Source organism: Pseudoalteromonas obscura, from assembly GCF_030135505.1.
Classification (GTDB): Bacteria; Pseudomonadota; Gammaproteobacteria; order Enterobacterales; family Alteromonadaceae; genus Pseudoalteromonas; species Pseudoalteromonas obscura.
The window spans coordinates 1-16,481 of record NZ_JASJUT010000015.1 but is presented as its reverse complement, the minus strand read 5'-3'; the positions used below and the strand labels follow the sequence as shown (position 1 = coordinate 16,481).

Annotated in this window: 13 protein-coding genes; 4 read left to right on the top strand and 9 right to left on the bottom strand. The window is 42.5% G+C overall.

What is annotated here, in order from left to right; all coding sequences use genetic code 11:
* Positions 1-295 precede the first annotated feature (295 nt).
* Complete coding sequence (locus tag QNM18_RS24445; protein WP_284138683.1) at positions 296-1,168, top strand: DUF417 family protein; 873 nt, start codon at positions 296-298, stop codon at positions 1,166-1,168.
* Here the strand turns inward: QNM18_RS24445 and QNM18_RS24440 are convergent.
* A complete protein-coding gene (locus QNM18_RS24440; RefSeq protein WP_284138682.1) occupies positions 1,131-2,744 on the bottom strand; it encodes a diguanylate cyclase domain-containing protein in 1,614 nt (537 codons plus the stop codon). The two genes, QNM18_RS24445 and QNM18_RS24440, sit on opposite strands and share 38 nt — an antisense overlap.
* Positions 2,745-2,967: 223 nt before the next feature.
* Here QNM18_RS24440 and QNM18_RS24435 point away from each other — a divergent pair, with 223 nt between their 5' ends.
* On the top strand, positions 2,968-4,365 hold the full coding sequence (locus QNM18_RS24435) for a DEAD/DEAH box helicase (protein WP_284138681.1): 1,398 nt from the start codon (positions 2,968-2,970) through the stop codon (positions 4,363-4,365).
* Between the two features lie 1,618 nt (positions 4,366-5,983).
* Here QNM18_RS24435 and QNM18_RS24430 read toward each other — a convergent pair.
* The 7 genes from QNM18_RS24430 to QNM18_RS24400 form a co-directional block, all read right to left on the bottom strand.
* The gene (locus tag QNM18_RS24430; RefSeq protein ID WP_211013569.1) at positions 5,984-6,121 is read right to left on the bottom strand and encodes a hypothetical protein; all 138 of its coding nucleotides are present in this window, start codon (positions 6,119-6,121) and stop codon (positions 5,984-5,986) included.
* Positions 6,122-6,173: 52 nt separating this feature from the next.
* Positions 6,174-8,300: a winged helix-turn-helix domain-containing protein gene (locus QNM18_RS24425; protein ID WP_284138680.1), complete on the bottom strand. Its 2,127-nt coding sequence runs from the start codon at positions 8,298-8,300 to the stop codon at positions 6,174-6,176.
* Positions 8,301-8,716: 416 nt separating this feature from the next.
* Positions 8,717-9,559, bottom strand: coding sequence for an alpha/beta hydrolase (locus QNM18_RS24420; RefSeq protein ID WP_211013571.1), 843 nt, complete (start codon positions 9,557-9,559; stop codon positions 8,717-8,719).
* On the bottom strand, positions 9,559-10,899 hold the full coding sequence (locus QNM18_RS24415) for a M23 family metallopeptidase (protein WP_284138679.1): 1,341 nt from the start codon (positions 10,897-10,899) through the stop codon (positions 9,559-9,561). The genes QNM18_RS24420 and QNM18_RS24415 overlap by 1 nt, the downstream gene beginning before the upstream one ends.
* Before the next feature lie 2 nt (positions 10,900-10,901).
* Positions 10,902-12,245: a M23/M56 family metallopeptidase gene (locus QNM18_RS24410; protein ID WP_284138678.1), complete on the bottom strand. Its 1,344-nt coding sequence runs from the start codon at positions 12,243-12,245 to the stop codon at positions 10,902-10,904.
* Between the two features lie 11 nt (positions 12,246-12,256).
* Positions 12,257-12,634 carry a BlaI/MecI/CopY family transcriptional regulator gene (locus QNM18_RS24405; protein ID WP_284138677.1) on the bottom strand — a complete coding sequence of 126 codons (378 nt, stop codon included), beginning with the start codon at positions 12,632-12,634 and terminating at the stop codon, positions 12,257-12,259.
* Positions 12,635-12,733: 99 nt separating this feature from the next.
* Entirely contained in the window at positions 12,734-13,591 is an 858-nt protein-coding gene (locus QNM18_RS24400) for a LytTR family DNA-binding domain-containing protein (RefSeq protein WP_284138676.1), read from the bottom strand.
* A gap of 145 nt (positions 13,592-13,736) precedes the next feature.
* On the opposite strand from QNM18_RS24400, the gene QNM18_RS24395 reads away from it, so the two are divergent.
* Both QNM18_RS24395 and QNM18_RS24390 read left to right on the top strand, forming a co-directional pair.
* Positions 13,737-14,147 carry a DUF2141 domain-containing protein gene (locus QNM18_RS24395; RefSeq protein WP_211013576.1) on the top strand — a complete coding sequence of 137 codons (411 nt, stop codon included), beginning with the start codon at positions 13,737-13,739 and terminating at the stop codon, positions 14,145-14,147.
* Positions 14,148-14,157: 10 nt separating this feature from the next.
* Positions 14,158-15,681, top strand: coding sequence for a carotenoid oxygenase family protein (locus QNM18_RS24390; RefSeq protein WP_284138675.1), 1,524 nt, complete (start codon positions 14,158-14,160; stop codon positions 15,679-15,681).
* 100 nt (positions 15,682-15,781) lie between these two features.
* On the opposite strand, the gene QNM18_RS24385 is transcribed toward QNM18_RS24390, so the two are convergent.
* The gene (locus tag QNM18_RS24385) at positions 15,782-15,988 is read right to left on the bottom strand and encodes a hypothetical protein (protein WP_211013578.1); all 207 of its coding nucleotides are present in this window, start codon (positions 15,986-15,988) and stop codon (positions 15,782-15,784) included.
* Positions 15,989-16,481: the final 493 nt, after the last annotated feature.

The following is a 16,481-nucleotide window of genomic DNA, read 5'->3' as shown; positions in this document are numbered from 1 at the left end:
ATTGATTAGCACAGTCGAGATATGCAATACCTAATCACCAAAATACCTAGAATTAAATATTCTGAAGAGTGGGAGGTTATCACGTTAATCAACATAAAGTGGTGTGAAGAGCGCACAAAAACCAGACTAAAGGAGGGTTTTTAGAGAAGTTATTTGATTTAGCGAAATTTTTCACCTTTCAAAAACGATGGTTAAAGCACCTGAAGGACTCTTAAAATCTATTTTTTCAAAAAATATTGAAATATATATGTATGGCATGCGGTCTTTAAGGCTAATCAATTTTCCTGGAGTTCGTATGCAACATAAAATGATTCTTAATATAGTGACTGGATTAACCGCATTCAGTCTGTTTGTTTTTGGACTGTCTATGATGCTCGGTGGGAATGACCGCTATGTGCACGCTTTACTGCAATTTTATACTTTGGATATTGCGATTTCCGATATGCTTTCAGCGCAACTGCTAGGCGGAATTATTGTTATCACCAGCGCCTTGGTCATTCTTCAACAACCGGTACTAAAAAAAGCAGCGCTGATCAGCATTGTGACTATCGCAATTGCCTTTTTAGTCACTCTTTTTGGTGAAGCGAGATGGATCCAAGCTCATGGTGGATTTCCAGTAATCGGCTCAGGGCAAGGGATCATTAAATACTTTGCTTTGTTACCTATCGTAGCCTACTTATTCTGCCGTGAGAGATTCAGTGCAACTCAACACATCTGGCTTAACTTCTTTCCTGTTGCACTCGTTTTACTTTGGATAGGCGGTATGAAGTTTATGGAGTTAGAAGCCAAAGGCATTGAGCCGCTAGTCAGTAACTCGCCATTTATGTCGTGGATGTATCAACTTTTTTCGGTACAAATGGCCTCTAACTTAATCGGCATTTATGACATACTTTTTGTGGTATTACTCATGGCGGCCATCATTCTACGCCACACCTTGCTATTAAAAGTTGCGGTACTTGGCTGTGGTACAGTGTTCTTAATGACGCAAACCTTCTTGTTTACAACACCCGGCGCACTAAGCGCGACCACGATACTCACAGGTACTGGGCAGTTCGTCATAAAAGATATTTGGTTCCTTTGTAACCTATTGATATTGAGTTTTTTAGTGTTATCTCAGTCAAACAAACCTTCTATTCAACCGCACTCATTGACACAGGCGGTGGACTAGGCTTAACAAGGTTAATTACTTTAGCGCAATTGCGGCCAGTTTCTTTGGCCGTATACATTGCCCTATCAGCATGAGTTAGCAACACCTCTTCACTTTCACCATTACTAGGGCGCATAACACATGCACCAACGCTCACAGAGACATATTTATACACCGACGACCCTTGATGACGTAACTTGAGCGCCTGAACCACAGCTAAGCACTTGTCGCAAAACCCATCAACTCTTTCCGTATCAGGTAAAATAAACACAAACTCCTCGCCTCCTACACGGGCGAATACGTCACACGGTCGCTGTGCTAGCTCGTTTAGTGCTTGCGCTACACTCCGTAAACATTCATCCCCCATCACATGACCATAGTGATCGTTGTATTCTTTGAAATAATCAATATCGATCACCAACAAACTAATTGGGCTGGCAATACGCGCAGCACGGCGCCACTCTTTCTGTAGCTGTAAGTCAAAATAGCGGCGATTGGACACCTGTGTCAGGCCATCAATTTGAGTCAACACCTGCAATTGTGCATTGGCTTTGTCTAGTTCATACGTTTTGACCCTCACAGCACGCTGAATGGCGAGTTGTCTTCGATATAACAAACGTACATATAGGAAAGTCAGTGCAGTCAAGAAAAAACCAATTACGATAACAATGTATGGCAACGCAGAGGTTCTGTTTTGGATAAATTGAGCCGAAGGCACTGCGCTGATAGCCCAGTCTCGGCCCCACACTTGTAACCATATAGTGTTTGGGACAAGTTGTGTTTGCATTTGACCATGGCGATGCAGCTCCTGTGGCTCTGTGGCAATTGTCACATCCTCCAGCACAAACTCTATATCACCTTCGCTTTTGCCCAGTTTCGAGTTCGAAACCAGTGTTTGTATTTTAAATACACCGACCACAAACCCCAAAATATGCTCGCGTTTTTCCAAGACAGTGACTGGCTGGTTTAGATATACAGGCCGCATGGCCAAAAAAGCACTATGGCCTTTAGGATCTTGCACTAGCTTAATCCCCGATGTTGCCAAAGGCAGAGCTAAATCTCTTGACGCTTCAAGTATCGCTTGTCGACGGCTATCAGATAGCAAGTCAAAGCCAAGCGCAATTTCATTGCCATACAACGGTTCAACAAACTGCACTGGATAGTACTCGACCCGCTGCTGTGCGCGTTGCATCACTCCTGATTGCTCGCGCTCGGTTACTGAAAAGTGAGAGTAATGACTTAAGCCTTGCTGTTCAAATGCGGCGCGATCTTGGTGCAGCACGCGTGGTGCCCACTCTAAAGCTTGGATACCCGGATGATTAATAAGTAGACCAGCAGATACTTGTCTGAATAACGATTTATTTACCTGTGTTTGGGTTTCAAATAAGATAGCCAGACTATGCAAGGTCGCTAATCTGCTCAGTACACTTTGTTTGAATGAATCAACACGCAATAAATATTCTTTGTTAAACTCTTGGGCAATTAACCTTTGTTGTTCAGCATAGAGCATAAAGCCCAATACCCCAGTAAATCCAAAGCCAAAAAAAACAACTAACCCTTGAAGTAGTTTAGCGGAGTGACGATGTGCTAAATCCATACTTACCCCCTCTCATCCTTGTCACATGAAAGTATAGATAAAAGTCACAAAACCGCTGCGTTCTAATAAGAAAAGAATGTAATGACTTACTTGGCACAGCCAATAATTCATTCGGCAGAAAACCACAACTCTGCTATGATCGCTCTCTCATGGTGTCACTATCGCCTCAAACTAGTCAAAGCTAAGGTCGAGCAGTATCCCGACCAAAAAGAAGAGAACTTGCATGAATTTTTCCCAACTTGGGCTATCTCAAGTATTGCTAAATACACTCCAATCAAAAGGTTACCAATCACCAACCCCTATTCAGCAGCAAGCAATTCCAGCAATTCTTGCGGGGAAGGATGTGATGGCTGCGGCACAGACGGGTACTGGTAAAACCGCTGCATTCACCTTACCGCTTATCGAACAGCTACTTGAGGCGCAACAACCCCACGCAAACCAAGCACGCATATTGGTATTGGCACCCACTCGAGAGCTCGCGATTCAAATTGCAGAAAACGTAGAAACATACAGCACTGGAACACGAATTCGCAGCACCGTTGTCTACGGTGGTGTGAAAATAAACCCACAGATGATGCGCCTTAGAAAAGGGGTTGATATTTTAATTGCCACCCCTGGAAGACTTCTTGATCTGTACCAGCAAAATGCAATCAAATTTACTGAGCTAAGCGCTTTGGTACTAGATGAAGCCGATCGCATGCTAGATATGGGTTTTATTCACGATTTAAAAAAAATCATCAGCCTGTTACCTAAAAAGCGCCAAAATTTACTGTTCTCTGCGACTTTCTCAGAACCAATTCGAGCACTCGCGAAAGGGCTTTTTTCCGCCCCAGTTGAAATTTCTGTCGCTGCTGAAAATACTGCCGCAAAGAGTGTCAATCAAAGCGCCTATGCGTTAGATAAGTCTCAAAAGAATAAACTGCTTAGCCATTTCATATTAAATAAGCAATGGCGGCAAGTGTTGGTTTTTTGCCGAACAAAGCACGGTGCAAACCGATTGGTCACATATCTAGAGAAAAACCATATCAGCGCGGCCGCGATACATGGAAATAAATCACAAGGAGCAAGGGTTAAAGCGCTAAACGGTTTCAAAAGTGGTGACGTCAATGTCTTGGTCGCCACCGATATTGTTGCCCGAGGATTAGATATCAGTGAACTCCCGTATGTTGTCAATTATGACTTACCGAATACCTACGAGGACTATGTGCACCGTATTGGTCGAACGGGTCGTGCCGGCAGCGAAGGGGTTGCAGTTTCTTTTGTGACTTCAGCTGATGCTGATGATTTATATGGTATTGAGCGCTTTATTGGGGCACTGATCCCGCGAGCTGAAGAGCCAGGCTTTGCACCACAAAATCCGGTGCCAGAAAAGGCGCTAGATACGCGCCCAATTAAACCCAAAAAACCTAAAAAGCCGAAAAAAAAGCAGCAACCACAAACTGACTTGGCGCAAGAAACTACAACCGATAAAGAACCTAAAAAGGGAAAGAAACCACAAAGAAAACAGCATGCTACAAAGAGGCATGAAAATCGTAACGGCAAGCCTGCATCGAGGCCAAATAGGAAGCGACATTCAGCTCACGGCAAGCCCAAAAGCAGTGACCATAGCAAGCCTAGCTAATCACACTCACTGTTTACTGTGAGGTGCAAGTTACATTGGTACTTCACAGTAAGCCCCCTTTCGCATGATGCAGAGCTCGCAACCGTCATTTCCTTATAGCAGCGCCACTTACCACGTTTTAACCACCAGCAAAACAGATGCCCTTGGTACTTTTGGCGCTACGACGTACGATCTCTTTCGCGCCATAATTTCAATTCACTCAGGGCAGATTGACTCTCTCAGGCCTGCCAAAAATATTTATGGATATCCACATCACATCTCGTTGTGCATTACTTTTGATAGCTATCACAGCTGTAGGCTGTTTTTTTGGGCTTTTATTGTGAATAAAGATGTTTTTCATATATGCAAAAAATTACACAGTATAGAGCTATTACTTTGTTTATTATCCACATACTTATAAAAGATGGTAACAGAGGGGGTATTTATGAAATCGGCTAGTAAAAAGAATAAAAGCCAGTACTGCACTCCTTGCAGTTATTTGACAACCCCTTTAAAAAAGGAATAACACAAATTCGGCAGCCTTCCTTGAATTAGCAAACATCCCCAGATTCAACTCTCAGTAACACCCTGTTAGGAATAACTGTCTTCTCTCGTGCTTGTGAGAAGGGAAATAAACTTTTCTCGTTTTAAGCTGGCTTTTTCTTTTATTTCTACTCGCTTTCGAGGCTTTTGCCTTTTTAGCTAAACTACAACATATCAGGCCCTAAGGTATATTTACGACCTTTCAGCATCCTAGCTGACTCTTTTCAGCATCCTGGCTGACTCTTTTCAGCATCCTGGCTGACTCACTTCAGCATCCTGGCTGACTCACTTCAGCATCCTGGCTGACTCTTTTCAGCATCCTGGCTGACTCATTTCAGCATCCTGGCTGACTCATTTCAGCATCCTGGCTGACTCATTTCAGCATCCTGGCTGACTCATTTCAGCGTCCTGGCTGACTCATTTCAGCGTCCTGGCTGACTCACTTCAGCATCCTGGCTGACTCACTTCAGCATCCTGGCTGACTCACTTCAGCATCCTGGCTGACTCACTTCAGCATCCTGGCTGACTCACTTCAGCATCCTGGCTGACTCACTTCAGCGTCCTGGCTGACTCACTTCAGCGTCCTGGCTGACTCACTTCAGCGTCCTGGCTGACTCACTTCAGCGTCCTGGCTGACTCACTTCAGCGTCCTGGCTGACTCACTTCAGCGTCCTGGCTGATTCACTTCAGCGTCCTGGCTGATTCACTTCAGCGTCCTGGCTGATTCACTTCAGCATCCTGGCTGACTATGGCTTTAACTCTTCACTGGCTGACTACAGCTTCCTTGCTGACTTAAGAGAGTTTAGCGATTCAGCCTCCAATAAAGTTTTGCATCCTTACAAAGCATTGGAGGCGAATCACACTACCAAGTGCCCACTCCTTGCTGCGGTACCCAAGTTATTGAAATACGTATCAAACACCAACAACTAAACGATTGTTTTTTTATAACTTAAATAATAAGCTTATTTATCATAAAGTTAAGAAACTTATTATTGTGATTATTTCAATCGTGTAAGTGAGAATATGACTTGGTAAACCAGTTCAGAAAGAGGGGGAAGCTGACACTCCATAAGCTTAAAAATATATAAAAAGGTAATTACTCACCTTTTCCATAAGGATCACTGCACTCTTTGCCTATATGACAAAACTCAGGTGAAGTCGAGTTCAATACATACAATGGGCCTAAGGTAAGCGCTGCAATAAAGGCAAAGCTCAACAGTTTATTGATGTTCATAATAGTTCTCTTCTTTAGTTAAAAGTTACTTTCTAGAAAAAGCATTGTAAGGTTACTCAAAATACAACTGCTGTATTGCGGAGTTGTTTATCTGAACGGATAGATACACAATGTGTTCGCCCAAATGATCTGTAGAAGTTCTTGGGTACATACTCAAAAACAAATCCTCAATGACAGAATGCTTTTTCGTTACTAAATCCACATGGTGCACATAACTTTTTAAATAATCATAATCTGACCAGATGACAGAATTTTGTTTAACATGCCAACGAGTAATTAACTGAAGACCGATGCGATGTTCCATTGCCTCTAAAACTTTTAGGTCTGAGTCTAAATGGTAAAGGTCACCACTGCCGTCCGCAGCTACAAACCCATTTTTTGAAGATCGGATAGACATATACCCTCGTAGAAATACATCTATCGTAGAAGTGGAAATATTGAACCTTTGTATCTCCCACTCACCTGCCACTTGAACACCAAACAAAACCTCTTCGCCATTGCGAATGAATACGCCATCACTGCTTAAACCTGAATCTGCGGTTAAATAATGAATGTGGTTATTTTCAACAGAAAATATTGCGAGCCTATGACCTTCTTTGACGAGTAAATACTTGTTGTTCGGTGCTGAATCTAGAAGTTCAAGCCGCTTCTTCGTTTCGTAGTGTATAGTCTGCTGCTCGGTGTTGATATTGAGGTGGGCGATATAATTGATGTTATTTTTTTTAATTCGTACCCATCTCATATTTTCATTTTCAGGGTCAAACATCATGGATGTAACTTCCGGTGCAGTATCAATGACCCGGCTTACTGCACCCGCATCAGCAAAAGAGCGTTCAATGTACAACCTATCAGCCCGAACTTGCGACTTTTTAATCGCAACCACACCACCATTATTATCAACAGCTATATCCGTGATTAAGTCGCCTTGATTTTGCAAAACAACTTGCATAGCTCCGGTGTGAACATCAACAATATTTAGAGCGTCCCTATCTAGCATAAGGATTTGTTCATCATTCAACCAAACAGCACCATGAACCTGTGCACTTGTTTCACTGAGAACTCGCTCTTGTTGTGATTCAAAGTTTAATATCACAAGCTGATAGCTATCCGGTTTCATCACTATTGTCATCAACTTTTTTTTATCTGGTGAGACCGTGCCTCCCCAGATATATTGATCCGAATGACTTGGGGCTACAAGCCGAGTTTTTTGCAAAGTTTCAAGGTCGACTGCATATATCATCAATCTTGATTCAGCTTTATTCGCAAGCTGTACAATAACTTCCGATGGAACTCTCCCCGGTTGAATACCACTAATAAGGTATTGCTCATCAAACAGGGTGATCATGGCACTTTCGGGATCTGATACCGTTAACGGTAATAACTTGAGAGAAGATGCGCCTGTTATGGTGTCGCTAAAGAGCAAAACTTTATCATTCTGTGCAAAACTCACAAATCGCGCATTGATTGCCTTAGTAGTCAACTGTCGGACTGAGTCATCTTGCTTATCCAACAAGTATACTTGGCTTAATTCATTTTCTAGGTTTCGACCTGTAAATGCCACGAAACGACCATCCGACGACACGGCTACAGATTTTTTCTCCCCTTTGTACTCTGTCAGCAATTTCTCGCCAATAAAATCGAGGCGACTAGAGGATTGTTGAATAACAATATATATACATGTCACTACTATGATGACAGCGCAGGTTAACCAAATCGTATAGCGTTGCTTGTTGCTTTTTGGTTGGGTTGTACGCTCTGATATTGACGGTGCCGCTTCAGGCTCTTCAATTGTGGGAGTTAACGTCTCGTCGCGCGACTCATCCAGTATAGAAGACTCACAAATTAACTTATAGCCACGTTTTGCGACCGACTTTATATATTTAGGATTATGTAAATCGTCATCTTTAAGGGCTACCCGTAGCTTTTTCACTGTACCACGCACGGCGGTATCCGTTACCACGCGATCTGCCCAGACATGCTCATGCAACTCCTCGACCGTGACATAGCGACCACGGCAATGATAGAGGTACAGCAGCAACTCCATGACTTTAGGTTCTACCGAGATTTCTTCGCCGTTTAGAAAGAGCAAGCCTTGCTCCAAATCCACGACAAACTCCCCAAGTGAAGCTCTATTACTATCCTTTTGCAACAAACTATTCCCAACTAAAGTTTTACGCACAAGATGGACTAAAACCAACGCCAATAATGCTAAATATGTAAATATTCATAAAAATATCGACACATCAAGTGTACCAAGGAAATCCTTGACAATTCAACCAAAACAGTTTCACCACAAGTTGAAAATCTCTTTATAAATATATAGTTATATTCATAATCACCCGTATTTTACTACCTCAACGATATAAATTAGTACTTAATAAACATTCACTTAAGATATTTTTTAATGAGTGATACGCATCAAAATTATGAAACGAGAGGACAAATTTGTATTGACACTTTTTCACAATCTAAACCCTATGACGTCCTATGCGACCAGAATTGTACGTCATTCATATGCGAAAAAAGGAATAATTAGAGGTTTACTATAATAAAAAAGTGTCAAGCTGTTCAGCATGTACTGCACAGGGTAGGTCATTATTTTCCGTATAACTCTACTAGCCCCTCAGTGAGCAACAAAGCAAACACACTAAAATGCGAGGTATTGGGGATCACTTTGTATTGGTAATCAAAGTTTTTGTACTGGCGTTTATCTAAAATACCAACAAAAGTTTTCAGATCCGTCACCATTTTCCCTTCTTTGCCACCAATATAGTAACGGACAGTGGCCGGTAAAGCGCTGTTATACTTTGCATAGCGCTGCTCCATCTCGAATATAACTTTATTGTCATACCATAGAGATGGACTGCCTAATATATATGACTCGAACAAGCTTGGCTGATGTAAAATAATGTATGTGCCAAGCAATCCACCATAAGAGTGGCCCACAAAGGTTTTTCGTGTTTTATCAACACGGAATTGACTAGCTATTAGTGGCAGCACTTGGTTGTCTATAAATTTCACATAATTGTTTGCTTGTCCGGATACTTGTTGAGCCGCTTTTGAATGCCCTTGTGTCTCTTTCGGTGCAAACGTAGGCGTGTAGTCCCGAGTCCGGCTAAATAGCGGGTTGGTTCCTTTAGAGTAAGAGATACCGACGAGAATGACTTCTTCAATGTCTCTACCTTCCATTAAGTGTAATATCCCACTGGCTGTGGCAATGGAATAACTTGTATCATTGATCAAGACAAGCGGATAATTGCGTGTTGACTTTTTATACCCCTTGGGTAGCCGCACATACAGCTCATAACTTTGTTTGTTAAATTCAGATGTAATTTGCAACGTCTGTGTATTTTGAATAACAAACTGCTCGCTGGCACTTACTTGCGTAAAAAACGTCAATAAGATTGCATTCAGTGTAAAAAAAAGCGGCTTATACATTAGTGTTGATGCTCCTTGAGGGTCTGATTAAAAACGAGTTGTGACGGCTCATTTCTTTTTGCATAACTGTGTTCTAATTGCGCATCAATACGCGCAACGGTTTTAGAAAAGTCCTCCAATTTAGCACCAGCAAGTTTGCGTGCAGTATATCGATGGGTCTTAAGCGTCAAAGGATTGATAGCACGCCCATCTTTGTGAACTTCAAAGTGTAGATGTGGCGCTTGAGACAGGCCTGTACTGCCCAGATAACCGATTACCTCCCCCTGTCTCACCTCATTCCCAGCTTTTATTCCCGTAGCAAACCCTTGCAAGTGGGCATACAACGACTGGTATCCATTTGCATGCCTAATCACAATGCGATTACCAAAACTGCCGCCCCAATTGGCTTTAAGCACCTTGCCGTCTCCGGCAGAAAAAATGGGCGTGCCGATTGCAGCACCAAAGTCCAGCCCCTTGTGGAGTCTTGAGTAACCTAATATTGGGTGTTTTCTGCGCCCAAACGTAGACGATAACCTAGCCCCATTAAGTGGTGTTTTAAGCAAAAAACTCTGCACTGGTCGTCCATCGGCATAGTAAAACCGATGTTGCGATTCGCCTGTTGCTCTATAGCGGTATAAAGGATGAGGTACACCTGATACTGTCAACTTGATAAAGTTTACTTTGTCCACTTCACTTTTTTTGGATAGTGGGTGTGTATCGATTAGCTGAGTAGACTGATAGAACACTTCAAATACATCCGTATCTTGGAGCGATCTTTGAAAGTCCACTCGATGAGAAAGAACAGCAATAGCCCTTTGAATGACATCCACTGCAACGCCTGTGTCTAACGCACTGTTGTAAAGACTGCGACCAACATTAATTCGAATATGCTCGTCTACCAACTCAGACTCCAGAGTTGACTCTCTTACTTGCCAATCTCCATCTTCTAAAGTCGCCGTTAAGATTGTCGCAAAACGTACACCTATCGAAAACGCGATTAATGAGCCTCGCTGGTTGAGCGTTAGTTGGATTGCTTTTCCCGTCGTCAGCTTATTCAGATCCAACCACGGCTGTACTTCACGTATCAGAGTCATCACTTGCTGCGTATTTACGTCATAGCGGCGCAATACACCTATCAAGTTCTCTCCAGCAGCTAACCTCAAGGTTATAATTGAGCTTTTCGTGATATTTTTAAGCTTCTTAGCCTCATTAGTACCAATATTAACGTCAGCCAGCGCCCCACCAACTGTTGAGCGAAGTTTAGACTCTTCAGGCTCTGATGTTGCGGTCACTACTTTTTCACAGGTGCAAGCAACCCCTACAACTAAAGCTGCAGCCATTAATAAACCGTTTTTTATCATGATTATTCTAGTGCTAAAATTGCCAAAGGGTTGATCCGCTGCTCTTGATATAGCAACTCAAAATGAAGGTGTGCTCCTGTAACACGGCCTGTCGCGCCTAACGTCCCAACTTTACCGCCTCCTTGTATCCTAGTCCCCCTCTCTACCTCAATTGTATCTAAGTGGGCGTATAGGCTTTGATAACCATTTTCATGCTGCACGAGCACCACATTCCCATACCGTGACGGTAAGGTTTTCGCATCAGCAATAACAACCGTACCGCTGGACACAGCCATTACTGGCGCACCAACAGGTGCAACCAAATCAATGCCACCATGCGCCTTTGAGTTTCGAAACTCAGAGATATGCCCATAGTGCGAACTCACCCAAAAGTTATCTAATGGGTTGTGCCAATGACTGGTATTTACGTGTAGCGCGGGCGCGGCTTTTATATTCACCAAGCCGAGTAAAGTCGTGAGCAGCAAGAGCAAAATAATTAGATAAACAGGTTTATTGGATTGAGGCTGAATAATTTCCTGTAACCTGAGTTTGTAATCGGCCAAGCTCAAGGCACCGGATGAAAAATTAGCTGCACTTGCAAAAGAATGGGTGTTCACAGAGTGTTTAAGTGCAGTCACCAAGGTTGCAGCATAGTGTTTTTTATTTAATTCAAAATGTGTCACCGTAAACTGATCACACCTTAGCTCTAAAGCATGGACAAAGCTCTTTTCCATTCGCTTTACAAAAGGGTTAAACCAAAGAATGCAACCGAGGATGCTCCATGCCACTAAAGCCAAATGATCTTTATTACGTATATGAGTCACTTCGTGACACAGTAAACTATATTGCTGTTCGCTATCCAATTTAGAAAAGTAATTGGGCAATACAATTTTGCAGTTAGTAATACCGAAAACAAAAGGAGAACAATTAATAGGAAGCTGAATGCATGGCACCGAAGTAACGGACTGCTTGAAAGGCTCAGATGTACCTAATAGTTTATTTATGCTCCGCCAGCTGATAAACAATGTATACAGCTTGCGAATGGCCACAACCAAATAAAGCGCAATCACACCATAAAATAAAGTATCAGCAAATAAAAGTGTACTTTGTTCTAAATTACGTGGTAATTGACTCTGTTGCTGTTCAATATAGCCTCCGAGCTCTAAGAGTACTTTTGGTATATGTACTAATTCAGAACTAGACCCAAATGGTAAAATAGGTATCGCCGACAATACTAATATTGCCCACCAGACTGTCGGAGAAGATGGATACCTACGAACTATCAAATTACCCACATTCAACAGTAGATAACTCGTTAATAGCCATAAAGCTAACATCATGATGGGGCTTACTAATGTCCAATCCATGCCATTGTGCCTTATTCTTTGCTCTTCCCATTTAGCTCATCAAGCAGAGATTCAAGCTCATCTAACTCTTCAGCTTCAATAAGACGACTATCCGCAAACATCGCAACAGGTAGTGGCCCATCCAACTCAAAAACAGATTGAGCAAACTCTTGTGCACAAACAGCAAGTGTAGGTACCTTCTCAACTGCCGCGGTAAATATTTTTTTGTTTCCTTGCTCTCCTACATTGAGCAGCCCTTTATCTGCCATGCGTTCAAGCGTTTTCCTAGTTGACGAGTAGCTCCAAGAAAACTCTGTCTCAATTTCATCATGAATTTCCCTGGCCGTTCTTGGCTCACGCTTCCAAAGTAATTTTAGAATCACTAACTCTGTGTTGTTTGGCTTTAACATACTTCCTCCTGTGACATATGTCGCACTTTAACACACGAGAAAGTGCGACACAAGTCGCACCCTATCAAGTAAGGACGCTATAAAATAGAGGGAATTGGCTTACAGGAGGTTAAGTTGCGCTTTGGCAGTACGCATATAAGTCTGAGAAACAGGCACTTCCAGCCCATTGGATAGTATTAAAACTAGTTTCCTCCCATCTTTTTTAGTGGAATCAACGGCTTCTTTGGCAACCCACCAAGAGCGGTGAGTTTGAAAACCCGGAAACTCGTGGAGTTGCAACAAGGCGTCTTTGAAACGCATCAACAATAAGTGCTCCCCCTTATCAGTGATGACTTTCAAGTAATGGTCGTCCATTTGTAAACACAACAGCGAACCGCGCTTTTCAATAGGGAGTTTATTTATGAATTCAATTGAATTACGCTCCTTCAGTTCACCTACTTGTGCTTGTTCTGTGTCAATTTTTGCTTGCTGCTCAATGATCACTTGGCGCTGCAATTTAACATATGTTTTGACTGCGCTTGCCGCCGTAATAATCCCACCTATAAACACACTGGCAATAATTGATGAAACAACAGATCCCCAATAGCCTGATGACATAGAAAAGAAAGCCGAGACAATAAACGGTGCGATCAACCCCATTACTAGGCTTGCTAAAAAGGTTGAAAGAGCCAGCGTTATCAGTTTGTGGCGTGCCCAGATCGGTAAATAGGCATCAAATATCCGGTCTCCTACCCTTATTGCTGGCGCATACAAAGCATAACCGAAAAAACACATTGTCAGCCAAAAGCCAAGGGCATAAACAAAGCTCACACTATCCATACCAAATGGCTTTAAATAAGCTAAAAAAGTGGCAAACACAAATACAACTACGCAATCAGAGAAAAAATCTCGGAGCGTCCAATATTTTGTTAAACTTTGATTTGATTGAATATTTTTATCATTTTCACGATTCGCCAATTTGACACCTTATAAATCAGACCGTTTCACGAAGTAATTGTCACCCCCCGCGAAATCCAGATTGCTCACAGGGTATCCGCATTTTATCTTGTTTAACGACAAGCGCAATTACGCATCAGAAAATAACAACAGCAGAGGGTAAAAAATGAAAGCCTTACTAGTGACACTTAGTCTATTAAGCACTCCAATAATGGCAAATGAATTAGAACTACGAATTGCTGATATCAATAGCAGTGAAGGAAAGATTTACATTGAGCTGTTTAAAGGTGAGCAAAACTATAAAGAGGGTCAAAGTTACACCGCAAGTATTATTAAAGCTCAAAAAGGGCAGACCACAGCCCACTTCAGCAATTTAGAAGCCGGTGAGTATGTTGTTCGTTTTTTTCACGACATCAACAATAATGCAAAGTTGGATAGTAATTTATTTGGTATTCCTACAGAAGGCGTAGGGTTTTCAAATAATGCAACCGTCCAATTCGGCCCTCCTAGCTACCGAGATATGGTTATCGCCATAAACTCAGGTCGCAATATAGAAAACACCACTATCCACTATTAAGGAGCCGACGATGGAACGCCGACAATTGTTAAAAGGTATGCTAGCAGCGCCATTGGCACATGCCGCAATTTCTAATCCGTGTTTAGCGAGTAACTTTCTTGCCACGGAAGACATAATGACAATAAACCAAAAACGCTTTACGGCCGCATTGGAAAAACGCCCAGAGCTTATCGGTGTGGTCGGTGTCGATTCCAATTACAGACCACAAAAATTATTATTGGAGGGCAAATTACCTGCTGATTTAACCGGATCATTTTACCGTAATGGTCCAGGCCTTCACCAAAGAGCCGGGCAGCGCTATACACACCTGTTCGAAGGTGACGGCATGGTGCATCAATTCCATATCGGCAATGGTACGGTTCACCACCAAGGAAAGTTCATTCGAACCGATAAGTTTAAACAAGAAGAAAAAGCTGGAAAATTTTTATACTCAGGTCCAGACAGTAAGTTGCAAAACAGCCAATCAATTGCGAACCCAGATTCGATAAACACTGCCAATACAAACGTCATACCGGTGAACGGTGAGCTTTGGGCACTCTGGGAAGCTGGCTCTGCGACAGCTCTAAACAGCCAATCTTTAGATACGCTAGGGCGGGTCAACATTGGTAAAAATACACAGTATGAACAAAGCCTAAAAGGGCTTCCTTTTTCTGCACATCCAAAGCTGGAAAAAGATGGGACTATTTGGAATTTTGGCTACGCGCAAAGTGGGCATATTGTGCTGTATCATTTAAGCTCCGCAGGAGCTCTTAAAAACGTCGCGTTGATAAACAGTGGCTTTAAAGGTGGGATGGTACATGATTTCCTTATCACCAAAAACCACATACTGCTGGTTCTCCCTTCGCTGAAACGAGACTTAAGCACAGAGGGGTTATTTTCATCTATTCAGTTTCACCCGCAACAGCCGATGGAAGTATTAGTGATCAGTAAAAATACGTTAAAGATCACAAAACGCTATGAGTTAGATCCTGGTTTTGTTTTCCACTTTGGCAATGCTTGGGAAGACCAGCAAGAAAATATTCATTTTGATATGAGTCTATACCCAAATAGTACAGTTTTACATCACATGGCATCTATGATGAGAGGAGAGGTTAATATTCCCGTTTCACCGGCACAAACCGTGTTATTTTCTCTAATGTCTAACGGAAAAACCAAATCGCATAAAATTGATGGAATAAGTGAATTTCCACGGGTATATAGCCATTTGACAGGGTATAGAAATCGCGACTTGTTCACACTCTCATCAGTTGAAAGTGATGTGTGGAGTGACAGTGTAAGACGCATTAACCTAGATACTGACAGCCAAGATCTATACACCTATGGGAAGGACTTTTTAGTTGAAGAACACGTATTGGTAGATCAAAACCAAAACGCAAAGGGTGGCTATCTAATTGGCACTGCGTTGCATATTCCAAGCAAGCGGACTTGCTTAAACATTTTTCGAGCACAGCATGTCGCTGATGGACCAATTTGTAGAGCTTGGCTGAACAATGCAATCCCACTGGGTTTTCATGGAAATTTTTTGCCTAGCTAATTTATCAATGGATACTGATAGCCCCAATAACAGCCAGCGGCAGTATGCTCACATCCATGCCACCAAATCGATAAGGCGACACAATCGTCGCCTTAAAAGTTTAATTCGGGTTATGGCAAAGCCCGTTAAACGAATAACAGTCTCGCCCCGTGACACAGCCTAAATAGACAGCTGTGTCACACCCATAGCTACACATACCGTAAGTCTCGAAATTTCCGCCACCTACTTCTGCCGTTTGCTTGGCTGCTAGCTCATTTGATGTCTTAGATAAATTTTTTACGCGTTTCTTATTCAATTTTATTTTCATAATTATATCCTTTAACTTATTATTGCTGCCCAATTAACAGCCTTACCATTTTTACCGTTTTTAGTGAGTCTGGCAAATAAAGACTGTCTCTTTTCTGTAACCAAATAAGATAAACCTACCTAGCATCAAAAACATAGATCCTGAAACGAGTTCAGGATGACATCGTGCAAAATGTAACGACAGTGAGCGAAGCGAGTACGTTCAATTTGCGCAAGTAAAGTGTAAAAGGTTAGCGACAACGAGCGAAGTGAGTACGCTTCTTTTGCGCAAGGTGAAATGAGCCGTTTTAACCACTGCTGAGGGACTTAAACGAAAAAAGCCCGGCTCTTTCGAATCGGGCTTTCTTTTATTTGGCGCTTGGCGATGTCCTATTTTCACATGGGAAAGCCACCGCTGGCCGCCCCACACACTATCATCGGTCGGGGCCGACCCTTCGGCTATGTCGTTTCACTACTGAGTTCCGCATAGGCGGGGTGGCCTTCCACGGGGCTGC

Coding starts and splice junctions, on each gene's coding strand:
- QNM18_RS24445 (WP_284138683.1), top strand. CDS start 296: ATGCAACATAAAATGATTCTTAATATAGTGACTGGATTAACCGCATTC.
- QNM18_RS24440 (WP_284138682.1), bottom strand. CDS start 2,744: ATGGATTTAGCACATCGTCACTCCGCTAAACTACTTCAAGGGTTAGTT.
- QNM18_RS24435 (WP_284138681.1), top strand. CDS start 2,968: ATGAATTTTTCCCAACTTGGGCTATCTCAAGTATTGCTAAATACACTC.
- QNM18_RS24430 (WP_211013569.1), bottom strand. CDS start 6,121: ATGAACATCAATAAACTGTTGAGCTTTGCCTTTATTGCAGCGCTTACC.
- QNM18_RS24420 (WP_211013571.1), bottom strand. CDS start 9,559: ATGTATAAGCCGCTTTTTTTTACACTGAATGCAATCTTATTGACGTTT.
- QNM18_RS24415 (WP_284138679.1), bottom strand. CDS start 10,899: ATGATAAAAAACGGTTTATTAATGGCTGCAGCTTTAGTTGTAGGGGTT.
- QNM18_RS24410 (WP_284138678.1), bottom strand. CDS start 12,245: ATGGATTGGACATTAGTAAGCCCCATCATGATGTTAGCTTTATGGCTA.
- QNM18_RS24405 (WP_284138677.1), bottom strand. CDS start 12,634: ATGTTAAAGCCAAACAACACAGAGTTAGTGATTCTAAAATTACTTTGG.
- QNM18_RS24395 (WP_211013576.1), top strand. CDS start 13,737: ATGAAAGCCTTACTAGTGACACTTAGTCTATTAAGCACTCCAATAATG.
- QNM18_RS24390 (WP_284138675.1), top strand. CDS start 14,158: ATGGAACGCCGACAATTGTTAAAAGGTATGCTAGCAGCGCCATTGGCA.
- QNM18_RS24385 (WP_211013578.1), bottom strand. CDS start 15,988: ATGAAAATAAAATTGAATAAGAAACGCGTAAAAAATTTATCTAAGACA.